We start from the raw sequence: 18,680 nt of genomic DNA, 5'->3' as shown, positions 1-18,680 counted from the left end.
GCGCGGGCAACGCGCACTTCGCCGCCGTCCGCACCTAAAGTCCGACGAAGAAATGCCGCTAATGCCGGGGCATTGCCTCATCGTCCGCTTTCCAGGAATCTCCCCCATGTTTGGAAAAATCAAGCTCGCGTCGGGTCTGCTCGGCGTGTTGACCGTGTTCTGCCTTTTCCTGTTCGCGATCGAGGCGCTCGGTTTCTGGGCGCTCAAATCGACGCGCAGCGGGGTCGACGATCTGTCGAACGTCGCGATCACGCAGGTCGAGGCGGCCAGCCAGGCGACCCAGCAGTTGCTCGACGCGCGCATCAACCTGTCGCGCGCCGGCACGCGGATGGTGCGCGGCGGCCCGAAACCCGAGGACATCATTCGCCATGCAGGCGTTTCGCTCGCGGAAGCGGACAAGGCGTTCGCCGCGCTGACGGCCGCGCAGCCGGTCGACGATGCGAACCGCGCGCGCGTCGCGGCGCTCGCCGAGCGCTATCGCGCGCTGCGCGGCGCGCTGGGCGAACTCGTGCAGTTCCTCGGCGCCGACAACATCCAGGCATTCCTCGATCAGCCGACGCAGAGCATCCAGGACGCCTATATCGCCGAGCTGCGCCGCTTTACCGACTATGGCGGCGCATCGAGCCGCACGGCGCTCGACACGATCGACGGTGGCATGCTCTGGTTCAAGTCGGTCGGCATCGTGCTGCTGGTGGCGATGCTCGCGGCGAGCGCGGCGATCTACGCGGCCGCGCGGCGCGCGGTCGTCGCGCCGCTGGAAGAAGCCGGCCGCCATTTCGAGCGGATCGCGCAGGGCCGGCTCGATGAAGTCGTGCGGGCAGGCGGCGTGTTCGAGATCGACCGGATGCTGCGCGGCCTCGCCGCGATGCAGACGAGCATCGCGGGCACCGTGCGCACCGTGCGTCAAGCGTCTGACGCGATCCACCTCGGTGCGGGCGAGATCGCGGGCGGCAACGCCGACCTGTCGGCGCGCACGGGCACCCAGGCCGCATCGCTCGAGGAAACGGCCGCGAGCATGGAGGAACTGACGGCGACCGTCCGGCAGAACACCGACAGTGCGCGCGCGGCGAGCGCGCTGGCCGACGCGGCGCTCGAGGCGACGAGCCACGGCGGCGGCGTGGTCGACAGCGTGATCGACCGGATGCGCGGTATCGCGCAAAGCTCGGGGCGGATCGCGGAGATCATCTCGGTGATCGACGGCATCGCGTTCCAGACCAACATCCTTGCACTGAATGCGGCGGTGGAAGCCGCGCGCGCAGGCGAACAAGGGCGCGGCTTCGCGGTCGTCGCGGGCGAAGTGCGCTCGCTCGCGCAGCGCAGCGCGCAATCGGCGAAGGAGATCAAGGCGCTGATCGAGGATTCGGTCGCGCAGATCAACGGCGGCGCGGAACTCGTCGAGCGCGCCGGCGACGCGATGCGGACGGTGTCGGCGTCGATCACGCGCGTCGTGCAGACGATGTCCGAAATCACGGCGGCGTCGGTCGAGCAGAGCGTCGGGATCGAGCAGGTGAACCAGGCCGTCACGCAGATGGATCAACTGACGCAGCAGAACGCGGCGCTGGTGGAGGAGGTCGCGGCGGCGGCCGCGTCGCTGAACGACCAGACCGCGCACCTGATGCAGGCGGTGTCGGTGTTCGAACTCGGCGATGGCCGCGCCGCACGCGGCGAACGCGCGGCGCCGTCGTTCGCCGACGCGGGTTACGAACCGGCCGGCAGCGCCGCGTAGGCGGTCGCGAGGTGGTAGGGCGTCGTCGACGGCATGTCGGCGCGCGACACCTGCCCGTCAGCCGTCTTGCACTCGAACCAGCCGCGCGGATGCAGGAAGCGCGCGGCGAAGCGTTCGATCTGCCGCGCGAGCGGCGCGGAGGCCGGCGTGCCGCCGTGCGTCGCGAGCGCGCGCAGGTACTCGGTCTGCGCCCAGATCCGCTGTGTGCCGTCGATACACGCGCCTTGCGCGTCGAGCGCCGCGCAGACGCCGCCCGTCTGCGTGTCGACGCCGTATTGCTCCGCGAACGCGAACGCACGCGCCAGCGCGCCGGGGAGCCCGGTCTGCGCGAGCCGCACGCCGGCCGCATTGACCAGATAGAACCACTCGAACTGATGGCCGGGCTCGAAACGGTTGTCGGCCGCGCCGAGCGGCAGCTCGGCCACGCAGCCGGTTGCCGGGTCGACGAACGTGCGCTCGACGGCCTGCGCGGTGTGCGCGAGTGCATCGTCGAACGCCGCGTCGCCGAATGCATCGGCCGCCGCGAGCCACGCTTCGGTCAGGTGCATCAGCGGATTCTGCAGCGCCCCGCTGCCGGATGACGAGAAATCGGCGCGGCGCGCCGCATCGAGCAGCGCGTCGCCGGGGCGTGGCGCGAAACGGTCCTGAATCAGCGCGGCGGTGTCCTCGGCCGCCCGGCGCGCGGCGGCGTCGCCCGATGCCGCATACCACGCGGCGCACGCGAACACGATGAAGGCGTGCGTATAGAGATCCTTGGTCGTGTCGAGCGGTGCGCCCTGCGCGTCCACGCTGTAGTGCCAGCCACCGTGGCGCGGGTCGCGAAAGTGCCGGCCCAGCGCGTCGAACAGCGTGGCTGCGTGCGCGGTGTCGCCGGCCTGCGCGAACACGAACAGTTGCCGCGCGCAGGCCATTGCGCGATAACGGGTGACAGGCAGCGGCGCGTGGGTGGCCGGATCGACGGCCTCGAACGGTAGCTGCAACGCGTGGTCGAACCCTGAACCCCGCCAGATCGGCAAGACGACGTGCGCGAAATGGTGGCGCACCTGGGCGGCCTGGGCGGAAGCGGAGTCGGAAACGGACATGACGGGGTTGAGCGCTTGGATCTGAACGTGTCGGCGCGGCCCGGAGGATCGGCGCGGCCGGGGCCAAGGATAAAACATTCCGCGCGGCCGGCACCAAAAAAGGAGATAAATCGCATGCTGAGCAACCTGGAGCTCGTGACGCGGCTCGTTCTCGCGGCGGCGCTGGGCAGCGTCATCGGCTTCGAGCGCGAGCGCCTGGCGTGGGCGGCCGGCCTGCGCACGCACATGCTCGTCTGTGTCGGTTCGACGCTGATCATGATCGTGTCGGCGTTCGGGTTCGCCGACGTGCTCGGCAGCAACGAGCACGTCGTGCTCGATCCGTCGCGGATCGCCGCGCAGGTCGTGTCGGGCATCGGCTTCCTCGGCGCGGGCTCGATCCTGCTGCGCGGCGAGATCGTGCGCGGGCTGACGACCGCCGCGAGCCTGTGGTCGGTCGCCGCGATCGGCCTCGCGGTGGGCGGCGGGCTCTACGTCGCGTCGATTTCGGCGACGATCATCATCCTGATCATCCTGGCCGGCATCAAGCCGCTGGAGCGACGCTACTTCACGGTGCGACAGCGGCGCCAGCTCGCGCTGACGGTCATGAGCGGCACGCTGAACTTCGATTCGCTGCACGCGGCGCTCGGCCCGGACAGTGCGCGCGTGAAGCAGTTCATCGTGCAGCGTGCCGACGACACGGGCGAGCACGACGAGGTGCGCATCGCGCTCGCGCGCGTGTCGGAACTCGAATACCAGGCGATCTGCGACAAGCTGCGTGCGCTGAACGGTGTGACGCGTTTCGACGAGGGCAACGGGTTGTCGGGCGACGAATAGGCTGAATCGGCAACGGGGCATGCGACAATGGCCGACCACCGATTCCGTTCGACATCCGGGTCCGCGCTTGCGGGCCATTCCATCCGATTTCCATGACCGAATCCGTTTCCTCGCCTCGCTCCCGCTTCCGTTCCAATCGTTCGTCGGCCCGTTCTCGTCAGCGTTCGGCTGCCGCCGCGGGCAGTACATCCGCAAGGGCGACGGCGCGGCCTGGCAGTGCCCCGGCCGGTGAGGCGTCGCGGGACGAACGGACGCTCGACCTTTTTGGCGATCCGGTGCCCGAGCCGGGTGAGCGCGCGCCGGCTGTGGCGCGTGACGAAGCGGGTGCGCAATTCGACGCGGCCGTCGATGTCGCGGACGATGTGGCCTCCGGACGGCAGGCCGCGCTGGACGGGTTCAGCGCGCCGGAAGGGGTGGCCGCGGCAGGACAGGTGGAAGCAGCAGAAGGTGCGGCGACGCCGGCAATCACGACGGTGGCGCATGGCGCTTCGGCGCCTGAAGGCGACGATGTTGCGAACGCCGGCGTCGTGCCGGCTTCTGGCGCCGCTGCGATGAAGGCTGTCGATATTTCCGTGGGCGATGGCGTTGCGACGAAGGGCGCCGATGTGCCTGCGGACGATGGCGCCGCCACGGTGGCGACCAAGCTGCAAGCAACCGATGATGCTGCGGCGAAGGCGACCGAATCTCGAGCGGCTGGCGGTGAAGTCGAGAAGGCTGTGGCTGCTGCTGCCGCCGGCAAATCCCGCGAACGGCAATCTTACGATGGCGCCGTGAAGGAACGTCGTGCGTCGTCGGGCGGCAAGCGCCGGGCGGCGGCCGGTGCAAGCGACGCGACAGCGGGGCCATCCGCGCCGGTCGTGACGAGCGTCGACACGGCGCCGGAGGCGGCCGGCGCGAGCACGACGCCGGACCCGGTGGCGCCGGTCGAGCCGCAGATGTCGACGCAGCCGGCCAAGCCGGCAGTCACCGCGAACACCGCGAACACCCATGACGCCGCGCCGCGTGCCGACGCCACCGTATCCCCCGTCACGCAGCCGATGGCTTCCGCTGCCTCCTTTGTCACGAAGCCGTCGGCGGAGCGCGCGCAACCGGCCGTGCCAGCCTTCGATCCGGATATACACCTGCGCCCGCTGACCGACCGGCTCGCCGCCCTGCAGGCCGACGTGGACGGCCTGACGCGCATGGCCGATCGCGAGATGCGCCGCGTCAACCGCCTGCTGCTGGCGCTGGCCGTCGTCGTGTTGGCCGGGCTCGTCGCGCTGGTGATGCAGACGCGGCAGATCGCGCACCTGAAGCAGGATGCGGCCACGAAGCAGCAGCGGATCGATCGCCTCGCGGCCGATCTGTCGACGCAGCAGGCAACGCTGATGACGCTCGAGGAGCATCACGAAGCGCTTCTTTCGCAGGTCGACAGGCTTCAGCGCAACGCGAATCGCGAGGCGGCCGTCGCGAAGCGTGCTCGCCGTACGCGTTAATCGTTTCGACCCTATCCTGGGAGCCCGACGGCGCAAGGATCGCCGTCATGTACTGGCGATCGGCCATTGCGTCCATGCGGCAAACTGATGCGGTGTGCTGGCAGAGTTCAGGGAAAACCCTTAGAATGGAGTCAATCTAAGGGAAAACCCTAGCCACATCTGTCAGGAGTCTCACATGAGCTTCATCCTCGCCCTGCTGCAAAAGATCGACGACCTTTTCGTGTCCCCGCACCTGCCGCTCGACGCCGAATACTCGTACGCTGCGCGTCGTGCCGAAGCTGAGCGCGTGCGCCGTGCGCACCTCGTGCCGATCGTTCTGTACCGTCGCTGATTCGCTGATTCGCTGATTCGCTGATTCGCTGATTCGCTGTCAGCGCGGCGCTCGGCGCACCTGCCTGCCCGCTTTCCGCCGCCGCATCGCGCGCCGGTGCGACCGTCCCGCTACACTGGAAGTCCGATTCCGTTCAGGGTGACCGGGCCATGCTGCAGATGCGACCGATGACGGCCAGCGAATTCCACGCATACCGCACGCGAGCCATCGACGGCTACGCGAACGATCTCGTTTCATCCGGACAAAATGCTGTCGAAGACGCGGCCGACCGGGCGCGCGCCTGTTTCGACACGCTGCTGCCGGACGGCCTGCGTACTTCCGGCCAGACCCTCGTAGTGCTCATCGACGGCGCCAGCGGCGACGCGGTGGGCGACCTCTGGTACGCGATCGTGCCCGAAGGGCCGAACCGCACGCTGTTCATCTACGACCTCGACATCGCCCCGTCCCGGCGCCGCCAGGGCTGGGCCACGCGCACGCTCGAGGCGCTCGACGCCGAGGCGCGCCGGTACGGCGTCACCGAGATCGGGCTGTCGGTGTTCAATCACAACGCGGCGGCCCGCGCGCTGTATCGTGCTTGCGGTTTCGCGCCGATCACGACGACCTTGATCAAGTCAGTCATTTCGGACTGAAGCCGCCGCCGGCCCCGTGTCGTCATGCGCTGGCGATTCGACTCGCCGCGATCGGCCAGCGCGGGCCCACTCTCTCGCTACTTTCGCCTGCCGAAAGTGTCGAACGGCCATCCGGCCGTTCGACATACGTCCCCGGCACGCGTCACCGCGCGCGCCCCTTCCATCTCCGCAACAGCAGCGCGTTGGTCACGACGCTGACGCTGGAAAACGCCATCGCCGCGCCCGCGATCACCGGGTTCAGCCAGCCGAGCGCCGCGAGCGGCACGCCGACCAGGTTGTAGACGAACGCCCAGAACAGGTTCTGCTGGATCTTCCGGTAAGTGCGCCGCGAGATGTCGATCGCGTCGGCGACGAGCGCCGGGTCGCCGCGCATCAGCGTGATGCCGGCCGTGTGCATCGCGACGTCCGTGCCGGTCGCCATCGCGATGCCGACATCGGCCGCGGCGAGCGCGGGCGCATCGTTGATCCCGTCGCCGACCATCGCGACGATCCCGCCATGCGTGCGCTTCAACTCGGCGACGACGCGCGCCTTGTCGTCGGGCAGCACCTGTGCGTGCACCTCGCCGATGCCGAGGGTCGCCGCGACGGCGGCCGCGCTGCCGCGGTTGTCGCCCGTCACGAGCACGCTCGCGACGCCGCGCGCCGACAGCGCCGCGATCGCGTCGCGGGCGCCCGGCTTCACGGTGTCGCCGAAAGCGATCAGCGCGAGCAGCGCGCGCGGCGCATCGGCGCGCATCAGCCACGAGATCGTGTTGCCCGCGCGTTCGAGCTCCACCGCGCGGGCGTCGAGCGCGGGCGGCACCGCGATGCCGAGTTCGTCGCGCCAGCGCGTGCTGCCGAGCGCGAGCAACTGGCCGCCGACGCGTGCTTCCACGCCGCGTCCGGCCACCGCACGCGCCTCGGCGACGACGGCCGGCGGCAGCACCGCAGCGCCGCGTGCCGCCAGGTCGGCATCGTGCGCGGCGACGACGGCGCGCGCGAGCGGATGGTCGCTCCGGCGCTGCACCGCCGCCGCGAGCGCGAGCGCTTCGTCATGCGGCACGCCGATGGCTTCGAACGCCGTCACGGACGGCTTGCCTTCGGTCAGCGTCCCGGTCTTGTCGAACGCGATCACGGTCGTGCGCTGCGCGAGTTCGAGCGCCTGCGCATCCTTGATCAGCACGCCGTGCCGGGCCGCGACGCCCGTGCCGGCCATGATCGCCGCGGGCGTCGCGAGACCGAGCGCGCACGGGCACGCGATGACGAGCACCGCGACCGCGTTGAGGATCGCGGTTTCCGTGCCGGCCCCGGCGACCAGCCAGCCGACCAGCGTCAGCAAGGCGATGCCGAGGATCGTCGGCACGAACACCTCGCTCACGCGATCGACGAGCCGCTGGATCGGCGCCTTCTCGGCCTGCGCGGATTCAACGAGGCGGATGATGCGCGCGAGCGTCGTTTCCGCGCCGATCGCGGTGGTTTCGACGACGAGCGCGCCCTCGCCGTTGATCGAGCCGGCGGTGACGGCGTCGCCGTCGTCCTTCGGCACGGGCAGGCTTTCGCCGGTGATCAGCGATTCGTCGATGTGCGAGCGGCCCGACACGATCCGGCCATCGACGGGCACGCGCTCGCCGGGGCGGATGCTAACGTGCGTGCCGACGCGCACCTGCGCCAGCGGCACGTCGCGCTCGACGCCGTGCTCGATGACGCGCGCCCGGTCGGGACGCAGCGCGTTCAGCGCGCGGATCGCGTCGGTGGTCTGGCGCTTCGCGCGCGATTCGAGCCATTTGCCGAAGCGCACCAGCGTGACGATGACGGCCGACGCCTCGAAGTACAGGTGGCCGGGATGCGCGGGGTCGCGCAGCAGCATCCACAGGCTCAGCCCGTACGCGGCCGACGTGCCGAGCGCGACGAGCAGATCCATGTTGCCGGTGCGCGCCTTCACCGCATGCCAGGCTGCGCGATAGAAACGCGCGCCGAAGCCGAACTGGACGATCGATGCGAGCACGAGCTGGAGCCAGCCGTGCAGCATCAGGTCGATGCCGAACGGCGCGACGAGCATCGGTGCGACAAGGGGCGCGCTCAGCATGGCGGACCCGATCACGAGGTTGCGTTCGCGAATCGCTTCGCGGCGCTTGCGGGCGTCGGGGTCTTGCGGCGAGCTGGCCGGTTGCGCGGCAGTGCCGGTCGTCGCACCGTCTGAAGACGCGGCGGCGAGCGACGCGCGGTAGCCGGCTGTGGTGACGGCCGCGATCAGCGCGGCGGCATCGAGCGCGCCGGCGCCGTGTACCGACGCACGCTCGGTCGCGAGGTTGACGGAAGCGCGCGCGACGCCCGGCACGGCGGTCAGCGCCTTTTCGACGCGGCCGGCGCAGGACGCGCAGGTCATCCCGCCGATGTCGAGTTCGAGATCGGCGGGGGCGGTGGCGGCTGCCGGTGGGATCGTCCCGCCGGCAACCGGCGTTGCGCCATAGCCGGCTTCTTTCACGGCTTCGGCGAGCCGGGCGGCAGTCACGTCGGGCGCGGCGTCGACGGTGGCCCGTTCGGTCGCGAGGTTGACCGATGCACGCGTGACGCCCGGCACCTTCGCCAGCGCTTTCTCGACGCGCGACACGCAGGACGCACAGGTCATCCCGTCGATATCGAGTTCGATGCTGGCGGGCGCGGCAGGCGACGAAGGTGCGAACGCGGCGACGCCGGCATCCGTTACGGTCGGCGTCGCGCCGTAGCCGGCCTGCTTGACGGTGTCCACCAGTTGCGCGGCGGAAATGTTCGCCGCGGCGTCGACGGTGGCCCGTTCGGTCGCGAGGTTGACCGACGCGCGCGTGACGCCCGGCACCTTCGCCAGCGCCTTTTCGACGCGCGACACGCAGGACGCGCAGGTCATCCCGTCGATATCGAGTTCGATGACGGTACTGTCGGCCGGCCGCTGCCGGCTGGCAATGGCAATGGAAGTGGCCGCAGCCATCGGCGTGGGCTGCGCTTCGACAGGATGGGCATGCGCTGCCGTGGCGGCTTCGAGCACCGACGCACGCACGGCGGCGCGATAGCCGGCCGCGCCGACAACGTCGATGAGTTGTGCGGCGTCGACCGTTTCGTGCGCGGTCACGGTCGCCGTGTGAGTGTCGAGGTCGACCGTCGCTTCGACGACGCCCGGCACCGCGGCCAGCGCCCGCTGCACGCGGCCCGTGCAGCCGCCGCAATGCATGCCGTCGATGCTCAATGCGATCGTATGCAGCGCTGCGGAGCCAAGTGGTTCAGTCATGTCGGATTCCCTGAATGCGCGGCTCTTGCCGCCAATGATCCCAGTATCAACATTCCCATGATGGTAAGGTCAAGCGGTGCATGACGATGCGATGCAAGGCGGGCGGATCGACGCGAGGCCATGACTGTTCACAGGGTGCCACGGACTGGAAAAAGCGAACGCCCGGCTTGCGGGCGGAAAGCCGGGCGTCAAGTGCCTGCCCGCGATCGTTCGGTTCGCTCGAGGGGCGCCTTGCCACCATGTCTTGAAAATGGCGTGGCTTGAACCGGATTGGGGGGCGGTCCGACGTGTGCCTCGCAGACCTCGAACGGATCGTCGAATCGCGGGCTCGCGCCCCATTTGCTCGAGGATCTTCCAATCGCTTGCCGTGCGGAATGGCGTCGATAGTGGCGCCACTGGTCCATCCGGATGCCGGCTCGAGCGGCGCCGAGACAGATCCGAAGCCGGCCGAAACCGCCTCGATGGCACCCCGATTTGCCTGAGGATCCGGCGGAAGATTTCGGACCTGATCGGCCCCCAAATACGCGCGGCCAGCTAATCGGCATATTGGGGGATGCCCTGAGGCGCTATGATACCGCCCTGACATCAGCGCCCACCGTTACGAACCGTACCGAAACGGTTGTCCGGGCAGGCTGGGGTGCCTTGTTTTCGCCATTCGCAAGTCGAACAAGGCGTTGACTGAAAAGAACGATATTCGGCCAGTAATCGATGATTGAAAACCAGCAGGAATCAGTTTCTCTGCGGCGCGTGTGCGCGTCGCTGGCCATGGCGGCGTTGCTAGCAGGGTGCGCGTCGCAACCGGATGCGATCCAGCGGAAAACCGGCTGGATGCGCGCGGAAGTCGCCGACTCCTACGTCTACGCGTATCCGCTCGTGCTGATGGACGTCGCGAAGGAAGCGGCGACGGGCGGCGACGGTGCGCAACCGGGGCAGGCGCCGCTCAACACGCTGCGCCACGCGCAGGCGCTGCCGCCTGTCGGCGCAGTCAATCCGCCGCTGCCGGGCGTCGATACGCTCGACTCGACCGGCTGGCTCGACGTCGCTACCGAACCCGTGATCGTCACGTTGCCCGACACCCGCGGCCGTTACTGGGATGCGCGCGCACTCGACATGTGGACGAACGTGCTGTGGTCGTCGTCGAGCGTGGCCGGACGCGGGGCGCGCGGCGGCGCGCGATCGCAAACGATTGCCTTCGCCGCGAAGGACTGGCAGGGCACGCTGCCGAAGGGCGCGGTCCGGATCGACGTCCCGTCGGCCAACGCGTGGCTCGAAGTCCGGCTGCAGACGAGCGGCGGGCGCGACCTGACGAACGCGAAGAAACTGCAGCGTGCGATCCGCGTGGTGCCGCTGTCTGTCTACACAGGCGCGGCGCGCGGCGCGTCGGTCGCGGTCCATGCGGGCAGCGCGCCGTCCGAAGCGGTGGGCGGCGGCACGCCGGCCGAGCAGGTGGCGGCGCTCGATCCGAAGGCGTTCTTCGCGCGCTTCGCGCAGGCGCTGCAGGACAACCCGGCACCGGGCGACGACGCGCACGCGCTGGAACTGCTCGGCGACATCGGCGTGTCGGCCGGCTACCCGGTGCTGTGGACGGGTGACCGCCTCGCGGCCGCGACGGCCGGCGTCGCCGAGGCGCGCGCGCGGCTCGCGACCCCGCCGTCGAACCTGCTGAACGCCAACGGCTGGAGCTGGATCGGCGATACGGCCGGCAAGTACGGTCAGGACTACACGCTGCGCGCGTACGCGGCCTACACGCAGTTCGGCACCGCGACGCGCGACGACGAAACGCTCGCGGTCGTCCGCGTCGACAGCGACGGCCATGCGCTGAACGGTGCGAACCGCTACGTGCTGCATTTCGCGCCGGGCGCGCTGCCGCCGGTGCACGCGTTCTGGACGCTGACGCCCTACACGACGAACGGCGCGCTGCCCGACGTCGGGTCGGCGCGCCGCTCGCTCGGCGATCGCGACCGCCTGCGCCGCAACCGCGACGGCTCGATCGACATCGTCGTGTCGGCGTCGCCGGGCGGCACGCATGCGGCCAACTGGTTGCCGGCGCCGCGCACCGATTTCGCACTCGCATTGCGCCTGTACGCGCCGAAGCCGCAGGCGAGCGACGGATCGTGGATGCCGCCGGTCATCGTCCGGAAATGAACGGACGACCGGCGGCGTTGTCCGACCGGCGGGCGCGACGGCGCCCGAACCCCGTACCGTCACCTCCTGAGCCTATACTTTCGGCATAGCGTGCGCGGCTGCCCGGTTGTCCGGTGCGGCCCGGCATCCCATCCCGAGACATTCAAGCATGGCAAGCGCAGACAAAGAAACCGTATCATCGACCCTCCATGCCCTCGGTGGCGTTGCACGCTCGCGCCGGACCCGGCGCATCGGCATCGGCCTGCTGATCTTCCTCGTTTTATTCGGACTGCTCGGGTTCTTCGCGGCGCCGCCGCTGATCCGCCATATCGCCGAGCAGCAGTTGAGCAAGCAGCTCGACCGGCCCGCCACGATCCAGCGCATCGCGCTGAACCCGTACACGCTGAACCTCGAAGCCGACGGCATCCATCTCGGCGACAAGAGCGGGCAGGGCGACTTCATCGACATCGCGAAGCTCGTCGTGCGGCCGTCGTGGTCGTCGCTGTTGCGCGGCGCGCCGATCGTCAATGAAGTCCGCCTCGACTCGCCGCGCTTTCATATCGTCCGCTACGACGCGCAGCGCTTCAACTTCACCGACCTGATCGAGAAGTTCTCGACGCCGTCGCCCAAGCCCGAAAGCAAGCCGACGCAGTTCTCGGTATCGAACATCCAGGTCAACAACGGCCGGATCGATTTCGACGACCGCCTGCTGAACGAAAAGCACGTCGTCGACAACTGGACGCTCGGCATTCCGTACATCGCGACGCTGGCATCGAAGACCGACATCTTCGTCGAGCCGAAGCTGCGGGCGCGCTTCGACGGCAGCCCGATCGCGATCGACGGCAAGACCAAGCCGTTCGCGCAGTCGCGCGAATCGGAGATCGCGCTGAAATTCGACGGCCTCGACGTGCCGAAGCTGATCTCGTACGTGCCGGCGAAGCTGCCGGTGGCCGTGACGAGCGGCCTGCTCAGCAGCGACCTCAAGATCGATTTCGTGATGAGCGGCGAGACGCCCGCGCTGCGCGTATCGGGCACCGTCGACCTGAACGACGCGAAGGTGACCGACCACGCATCCGCGCCGCTGTTCGCCGCGCGCGGCGTGCACGTCGCGGCGGCCAGCCTCGAGCCGCTGCGCAACGCGCTGCACTTCGACGAGATCCGGATCGACCAGCCGGTGGTCGACCTGTCGCGCGACAAGCAGGGCGTGCTGAACGTCGAGAAGCTCGCCGCGCAGCCGGCAGCCGCACCGAAGGCTGCCGAAGGCAAGACGGCGGCGTCGGGCGCCGCGGGCGCTTCCGCCGCCGCCGAAACGGCCGCCAGCGGCGCCAAGGCCGAAGCCGTCGCGAAGGAGGCGCCGCCGCTCGACCTGACGATCCGTCACTTCGCGATCGACGGCGGCACGGTCAACGTGGACGACCGCGTGCCGGCGACGCCCACCGCGCTGTCGCTCACGAAGCTCGCCGCGACGCTCGACGGCTTCTCGATGCAGGGCAAGACGCCCGCGAAATACACGCTGTCGACGTCGCTGTCGCGCGGCGGAGACGTGACGGCCGAAGGCGCGTTCAATCTCGCGGAAAAGCAGGTGGAGAGCAAGCTGACGGTCGCCGCGCTCGCGCTGCCGGCGCTGCAGCCGTACCTCGGCGAAGCGACCCGTGCGCGTGTGCTCGACGGCACGCTCGGCGCGACCGTCAACGCGAAGGCCGACTGGGGCAAGACGCCGCTCGCCGCGCAGGTCGCCGACAGCACGGTCAGCCTGAAGTCGCTGAAGATCGCGACGCCCGACGCGAAGGCGCCCGCGATCGTGCTGCCCGACGCGAGCGCGAAGATCGCGAAGATCGACGTGGCCACGCGCACCGCGGAGATCGCGAGCGTCGACGCCAGCGGGCTTGCGCTCGACGTGCAGCGCCTGAAGGACGGCAAGATCGACCTCGCGGCGCTGGCCGAACCCGCGCAGGCGTCGGTGCCGAAGCGCACGGTCGCACGCAAGGCCGCGGCCGCCGCGCCGTCGTGGCATTACCGGATCGACGCGCTGAACGTGAAGGATGCGTCCGCGAACTTCACCGACCTGTCGACGCCGCGCCCGGTGAAGCTGGCGTTCAAGCCGCTGGACCTGTCGGTGCAGAAGATCAGCGACGACCTGACCAAGCCGCTGCCCGTGCAGCTGAAGGCGACGCTGAACCGCAAGGGTTCGCTGAACGTGACGGGCGACGTGACCGCGCAGCCGCTGAAGCTCGGCCTGAAGATCAACGGCAACCGCCTCGACGCGGCCGCATTCGAGCCGTACTTCGGCAGCGCACTGAACGCGACGATCGCCAGCGCGCTGCTCAACGCACAGGGCAACCTGACGTTCGCGCAGGTGAAGGACGCGCCGCGCGCGACTTATCGCGGCGACGTCGCGCTCGTCGACGTGCGGATGCTCGACAAGGCAACCTCCGACCCGTTCGCGGGCTGGCGCTCGCTCGCGCTGACGAACCTGAAGGCGAACTATGACGAGAAGGGCACCGACGTCGACGCCGCGCGCGTGACGTTCTCGAACTTCTACGGCCGCGTGCTGCTCGACGCGCAAGGGCGCCTGAACCTGAAGGACGTGGTCGCGAAGGAGTCGGGCCCCGCGCAATCGCTCACGCGAGACGCGAGCAAGGGCGAGCCGGTGCCGCTGTCGCCGCAGGCCGCACCTGCGCCGGCGGCCGCGCAGCAGGCGTCCGCGCCGGCCGCCGCGTCGGCGACGGTGGTCGTGAAGGCCGCGCAGCCGCCGCAGAACCCGGTGCGGATGCATTTCGGCGAGCTGCTGCTGCAGAACGGCCGCGTCACGTACACCGACAACTTCATCAAGCCGAACTACACGGCGAACCTCGTCGCGATCAAGGGCACGGTCGGCGCGTTCGGCACGGATTCGACGACGTCCGCGCCGGTCGACGTCGCCGCGAACCTCGCGGGCAACGGGCCGATCTCGATCAAGGGTTCGGTGAATCCGCTGATCGAGAAGCCGGCGCTCGACCTCACCGCGACCGCGCACGACATCGAGCTGACCAACCTGACGCCGTATTCCGCGAAGTACGCGGGCTATCCGATCACGAAGGGCAAGCTCAACGTCGACCTGCATTACGCGCTCGAGAACGACCAGCTGAAGGCGAACAACCACATCTTCATCGACCAGCTCACGTTCGGCGACCACGTGGAGAACGACACGGCGACCAAGCTGCCGGTGAAGCTCGCGATCTCGCTGCTGAAGAACACGCGCGGCCAGATCGACGTGAACCTGCCGGTGTCCGGCTCGCTGTCGAATCCGGAGTTCAGCGTCGGCGGGCTGATCTGGCGCGCGGTGCTGAACCTGATCGCGAAGGCCGTCACGTCGCCGTTCTCGCTGCTTGCGCATGCGTTCGGCAGCGGCGGCGAGGATCTCGGCTACGTCGAATTCGCGCCGGGCTCGTACCGGCTCGACGACGCGCAGCAGAAGAAGCTCGACACGGTCGTGAAGATGCTGACCGAGAAGCCGTCGATCCGCCTCGACCTGATCGGCCGCGTCGATCCGGCGAAGGACACGTCCGGGCTCGGCGAAGCATACGTCGAGCGGCTGGTGCGCCAGCAGAAGCTGAAGGACGTGGTCGGGCAGGGCGAGAGTATCGACCCGATGTCGGTGAAGGTCGAGCCGGCCGAGTACAGCAAGTACCTGACGCGCGCGTACAAGGCCGCCGACTTCAAGAAGCCGCGCAACCTGATCGGCCTGCAGAAGACGCTGCCCGACGCCGACATGAAGCAGGCGCTCGCCGAACATGCGCCGGCCGACGACAACGCGCTGCGTGCGCTCGCGCAGCAGCGCGCACAGGCCGTGCGCCAGTACCTCGACGGGAAGATCGATTCGAGCCGCGTGTTCGTCGTCGCGCCGAAGCTCGATGCGAAGGGCATCGAGGACAAGGGCGCGACCACCCGCGTCGACTTCGGCCTGCAGTAAGCAGGCCATCCGCCGCCGCGTCCGGCCATCCGTTCGGGCGCGGCGGCGTGCTTCCTTCAGCGCGCGGCGATCGCCGGTTCCTCGCGCTTGCCCAGCTCCTTCTTCGCGGCCAGCGGCAGACGCGCGTCGTCCCACTGCGCCAGCCATTCGACTTCCTTCGCCGTGAACACCTGTCCGTAGTTGCGCAACGCGTACTGCAACGCGTCGACGACGTGGTGGCGAATGATTTCGGGGGTGCGTGCATCGTCCAGCACGAACCGGAGGGCTTCCAGGGTCGACATACTCGTGCTCCGGGTCAGGGAAAACCCTTTATCACACGCCAATAGTCGCGCGCCAAGCCGGAAAAAAAATCATGCGGCAAGTGACGCCGCGTCAGGTTTGGCCGATGCCTCCGCGCGGTGCAGGCAGGCAAACGCGCACATTGCAGCGTGCGCCAGGTCACCTTGCTTTGCGACCGCTTCGTGTCACTTGCGATTGGTTACGTTTGATAGAAAACAGAAAGCCCCGCTTCATGCGACCGCCGCACGATCGGGCGATATTTTGCGCGCCTGACGGCAAGTCACGCAGTTCAACGTCAATCGATGAGGTGGGGTGATCATGTCTTTCCTTGGTAAGCAGCGGAGGTTGGTGGCGGTGGTGGCGGGCGCGCTGGCGCTTGCCGGCGCGGGTGCGCACGCGGCGCAGCAGGACGGCGACGGTCAGCGCGAGGACCGCGACCACGCGAGCCGCGTCGTGAAGCACGTGCTGCTGATCAGCGTCGACGGCCTGCACGAGCAGGATCTGGCGCGCTGCATCGGCGCGAACACGTGCCCGAACATCGCGGTGCTCGCGAAGAGCGGCGTGACGTACACGAATGCCTATACGCCTGGCCTGTCGGATTCGTTCCCCGGCCTCGCCGCGCTCGTGACGGGCGGCTCGCCGAAGACGGCCGGCCTGTTCTACGACGTGTCGTATGACCGCAACCTGTACGCGCCGGGCGACACGAGCTGCTCGGGCAAGCAGGGCTGGAACGTCGTGTTCGACGAGACGACCGGCATCGATGCCCAGAACGGCGGCGCGCTCGTCCACCTGGACGGCGGCGGCGCGTTCAACCCGCAGGCGATCCCGAACGCGAAGATCAACGGCAAGTGCGTGCCGGTCTATCCGCACAACTACGTGAAGACCAACACGGTGTTCGAGGCCGTGAAGGCGGGCATCCCGAACGCGACCACCGCGTGGGCCGACAAGCACGCATGGGGCTACGACTGGCTGAACGGGCCGTCGGGCACCGGCGTCGACGATCTGATGCGCACCGAGATCAACTCGATCGACCCGGCCACGGGCACGAACTACACGGATGTCTACTCGCACACCGCGCGCTTCGACAACCTGCACGTGCAGGCGCTGATCAACCAGATCAACGGCCGCGACTCGACGGGCACGAAGCGCGCACCGGTGCCGACGCTGTTCGGCGCCAATTTCCAGACGCTGAGCGTCGCGCAGAAGGCGACGGTCGCGACGGGCGGCGGCTATCTCGACGCGAACTTCACGCCGAACGGGCAGGTCGCGAACGCGATCACGTACGTCGACAATTCGATCGGCCATATCGTCGCGGCGCTGAAGCAGGCGAACCTGTATTCGTCGACGGCCGTGATCGTCACGGCGAAGCACGGCCAGTCGCCGACCGATCGCACGAAGCTCGTGAAGAACGGCGACACGCTGACGAAGCTGCTCGAAACGAACAACTACCTCGACCCGAACGGCAACTTCGGCCAGAACAACACGAAGACGGGCAACCTGAACGATGGCTCAGGCCTGGTCGACACGGGCTTCGTGCAGACCGACGACGTCGGCCTGATCTGGCTGCGCGACCGCAACCAGCGCACGGCCGTGGTGCAGACGCTGAAGGCGAACCTGGGCTGCAATGCGCCGGGGATCTGCGCGGATGGCTCGCAGGCCGACATCCTGTACGGCGCGGCGCTTGCCGAGCGCTTCGGCGATCCGGCCAACGGCCGCACGCCGGACATCATCGTCCAGCCGAATCCGGGCGTGATCTACACGTCGAGCACGAAGAAGGACGAGGAGCACGGCGGCAACGCACCGGACGACAGCCACCTTGGCCTGCTCGTGTCGTATCCGGGCCTGCATCGCGCACGCACGGTGACCGACACGGTCGGCACGAAGCAGGTCGCGCCGACGATCCTCGGGCTGCTCGGTGCGAACCCGCGCCTGCTGCATGCGGTGGTGGCCGAGGGCACGGAGGTGCTGCCGGGGCTCGGCATCCGCCGTTGACGGCGGCTGCCGGACGCCGCCGCCCGGCGATGTCCGGCAACGCGGGGCGTGCGGCGGTGCGCGTCCCGTCGGATGACGAATGCGGGCCGGCTTACGCCCGCGCGCATTCGTCCAGCATCCATTCCCTGAAGTGCCGCAACGCTTCGCTCGTTTCTAGGCGATCCGGCGCATAGCACAGGTAGTGCCCCTGCGCGTCGACCTCGACCGGCGCGTCGAACGGTTCGACGAGCGTGCCGGCCGCGAGATTGTCCGCGATCAGGAAGCGCGGCACGAGCGCGAGCCCGAGGCCCGCCTGCGCGGCCTGGATCAGCACCGAATACTGTTCGAAGCGTGGCCCGGCGAGCGCGTTCATCTGCGTCGCGCGATGGCGTTCCGCCCACGCGGACCATGCGATTTCGGCCTGCTCGTGCACGAGGCGCGGCGCCGTGACGGCGTCGGCGGGGGTGCGCAACGCGTGCCGCTCTCGGAATTCGCTGGCACAGACCGGCACGAAGGTTCGCCCGTCCAGGTAATCGCTTCGGACCCCTTCCCAGGCGCCGTCGCCGTAGCGGATCGCCGCGTCGAGCCCGAACGGAAAAATGTCTCCGTGTGCGAGATGGCGGCGAAAGCTCAGCGTGACGCTCGGCGCGACGGCCAGAAAGCGCGACAGCCGCGGGACGAGCCACTTGGTCGTAAACGTCGGCACGCTGGCGATCGTCAGCAGGTCGCCGTTTTCGCGCGCGCTCAGCAGTTCGATCGACGCGTTGCCGATCTCGCGCAGCGGGCCGGCGACACGTGCGTGGTACACCTGCCCGGCGCGCGTGAGCGCGAGGCTGCGCCCCTCGCGCACGAACAGCTTCACGCCGAACAGCGCCTCGAGATTCGCGATCTGCCGGCTGACCGCGCTGGGCGTCAGGCCGAGTTCACGGGCCGCGTAGGAGAAATTCAGGTACTTCGCGGAACAGGTGAATGCGTGCAGTTCCGACACGTTCGGATACAGGTGCTTCATCGCGACTATTCCCTCGGCGCACGGATCGATGCGGGCTTTGTACGTTTT

The 18,680-nt window shown here is 68.9% G+C and carries 12 protein-coding genes; 8 read left to right on the top strand and 4 right to left on the bottom strand.

Annotated elements, in window-relative coordinates; genetic code table 11:
- The first annotated feature begins 106 nt into the window (after positions 1–106).
- Positions 107–1,726 (top strand): methyl-accepting chemotaxis protein, encoded by a 1,620-nt coding sequence (locus tag HWX39_RS00875; RefSeq protein WP_175965143.1) that lies wholly within the window; start codon positions 107–109, stop codon positions 1,724–1,726.
- Here the strand turns inward: HWX39_RS00875 and HWX39_RS00870 are convergent.
- The gene (locus tag HWX39_RS00870) at positions 1,699–2,808 is read right to left on the bottom strand and encodes an AGE family epimerase/isomerase (RefSeq protein WP_175965142.1); all 1,110 of its coding nucleotides are present in this window, start codon (positions 2,806–2,808) and stop codon (positions 1,699–1,701) included. The two genes, HWX39_RS00875 and HWX39_RS00870, sit on opposite strands and share 28 nt — an antisense overlap.
- A gap of 114 nt (positions 2,809–2,922) precedes the next feature.
- On the opposite strand from HWX39_RS00870, the gene HWX39_RS00865 reads away from it, so the two are divergent.
- From HWX39_RS00865 to HWX39_RS00850, 4 genes are all read left to right on the top strand, one after another.
- On the top strand, positions 2,923–3,621 hold the full coding sequence (locus HWX39_RS00865; RefSeq protein ID WP_175965141.1) for an MgtC/SapB family protein: 699 nt from the start codon (positions 2,923–2,925) through the stop codon (positions 3,619–3,621).
- A gap of 92 nt (positions 3,622–3,713) precedes the next feature.
- Positions 3,714–5,096, top strand: a complete 1,383-nt coding sequence (locus HWX39_RS00860; RefSeq protein WP_175965140.1) for a flagellar hook-length control protein FliK — start codon at positions 3,714–3,716, stop codon at positions 5,094–5,096.
- A 175-nt stretch (positions 5,097–5,271) separates the two neighbouring features.
- On the top strand, positions 5,272–5,427 hold the full coding sequence (locus HWX39_RS00855; protein ID WP_006481665.1) for a hypothetical protein: 156 nt from the start codon (positions 5,272–5,274) through the stop codon (positions 5,425–5,427).
- Positions 5,428–5,576: 149 nt separating this feature from the next.
- The gene (locus HWX39_RS00850; protein WP_175965139.1) at positions 5,577–6,056 is read left to right on the top strand and encodes a GNAT family N-acetyltransferase; all 480 of its coding nucleotides are present in this window, start codon (positions 5,577–5,579) and stop codon (positions 6,054–6,056) included.
- A 142-nt stretch (positions 6,057–6,198) separates the two neighbouring features.
- Here the strand turns inward: HWX39_RS00850 and HWX39_RS00845 are convergent, their stop codons facing one another.
- Positions 6,199–9,297, bottom strand: coding sequence for a heavy metal translocating P-type ATPase (locus tag HWX39_RS00845; protein WP_175965138.1), 3,099 nt, complete (start codon positions 9,295–9,297; stop codon positions 6,199–6,201).
- Positions 9,298–10,005: 708 nt separating this feature from the next.
- Between HWX39_RS00845 and HWX39_RS00840 the strand changes: the two genes are divergently transcribed.
- On the top strand, positions 10,006–11,442 hold the full coding sequence (locus HWX39_RS00840; RefSeq protein WP_175965137.1) for a DUF1254 domain-containing protein: 1,437 nt from the start codon (positions 10,006–10,008) through the stop codon (positions 11,440–11,442).
- Positions 11,443–11,590: 148 nt separating this feature from the next.
- Entirely contained in the window at positions 11,591–15,373 is a 3,783-nt protein-coding gene (locus tag HWX39_RS00835) for a DUF748 domain-containing protein (protein WP_175965136.1), read from the top strand.
- Positions 15,374–15,429: 56 nt separating this feature from the next.
- On the opposite strand, the gene HWX39_RS00830 is transcribed toward HWX39_RS00835, so the two are convergent.
- Positions 15,430–15,654 (bottom strand): hypothetical protein, encoded by a 225-nt coding sequence (locus HWX39_RS00830; protein ID WP_027790361.1) that lies wholly within the window; start codon positions 15,652–15,654, stop codon positions 15,430–15,432.
- Positions 15,655–15,964: 310 nt separating this feature from the next.
- Here HWX39_RS00830 and HWX39_RS00825 point away from each other — a divergent pair, with 310 nt between their 5' ends.
- On the top strand, positions 15,965–17,644 hold the full coding sequence (locus HWX39_RS00825) for an alkaline phosphatase family protein (RefSeq protein ID WP_175965135.1): 1,680 nt from the start codon (positions 15,965–15,967) through the stop codon (positions 17,642–17,644).
- 91 nt (positions 17,645–17,735) lie between these two features.
- Here the strand turns inward: HWX39_RS00825 and HWX39_RS00820 are convergent, their stop codons facing one another.
- Positions 17,736–18,632: a LysR substrate-binding domain-containing protein gene (locus HWX39_RS00820; protein ID WP_175965134.1), complete on the bottom strand. Its 897-nt coding sequence runs from the start codon at positions 18,630–18,632 to the stop codon at positions 17,736–17,738.
- Positions 18,633–18,680 lie beyond the last annotated feature (48 nt).

Source organism: Burkholderia sp. BCC0322, from assembly GCF_902833045.1.
Lineage (GTDB): Bacteria > Pseudomonadota > Gammaproteobacteria > Burkholderiales > Burkholderiaceae > Burkholderia.
Note: the sequence above shows the minus strand (reverse complement) of the source record. Positions and strands in the feature narration are given on the sequence as shown.

What these genes read in the sequence shown, in the direction of transcription:
- HWX39_RS00875 (WP_175965143.1), top strand. Translation starts at nt 107, where the DNA reads ATGTTTGGAAAAATCAAGCTCGCGTCGGGTCTGCTCGGCGTGTTGACC.
- HWX39_RS00870 (WP_175965142.1), bottom strand. Translation starts at nt 2,808, where the DNA reads ATGTCCGTTTCCGACTCCGCTTCCGCCCAGGCCGCCCAGGTGCGCCAC.
- HWX39_RS00865 (WP_175965141.1), top strand. Translation starts at nt 2,923, where the DNA reads ATGCTGAGCAACCTGGAGCTCGTGACGCGGCTCGTTCTCGCGGCGGCG.
- HWX39_RS00860 (WP_175965140.1), top strand. Translation starts at nt 3,714, where the DNA reads ATGACCGAATCCGTTTCCTCGCCTCGCTCCCGCTTCCGTTCCAATCGT.
- HWX39_RS00855 (WP_006481665.1), top strand. Translation starts at nt 5,272, where the DNA reads ATGAGCTTCATCCTCGCCCTGCTGCAAAAGATCGACGACCTTTTCGTG.
- HWX39_RS00850 (WP_175965139.1), top strand. Translation starts at nt 5,577, where the DNA reads ATGCTGCAGATGCGACCGATGACGGCCAGCGAATTCCACGCATACCGC.
- HWX39_RS00845 (WP_175965138.1), bottom strand. Translation starts at nt 9,297, where the DNA reads ATGACTGAACCACTTGGCTCCGCAGCGCTGCATACGATCGCATTGAGC.
- HWX39_RS00840 (WP_175965137.1), top strand. Translation starts at nt 10,006, where the DNA reads ATGATTGAAAACCAGCAGGAATCAGTTTCTCTGCGGCGCGTGTGCGCG.
- HWX39_RS00835 (WP_175965136.1), top strand. Translation starts at nt 11,591, where the DNA reads ATGGCAAGCGCAGACAAAGAAACCGTATCATCGACCCTCCATGCCCTC.
- HWX39_RS00830 (WP_027790361.1), bottom strand. Translation starts at nt 15,654, where the DNA reads ATGTCGACCCTGGAAGCCCTCCGGTTCGTGCTGGACGATGCACGCACC.
- HWX39_RS00820 (WP_175965134.1), bottom strand. Translation starts at nt 18,632, where the DNA reads ATGAAGCACCTGTATCCGAACGTGTCGGAACTGCACGCATTCACCTGT.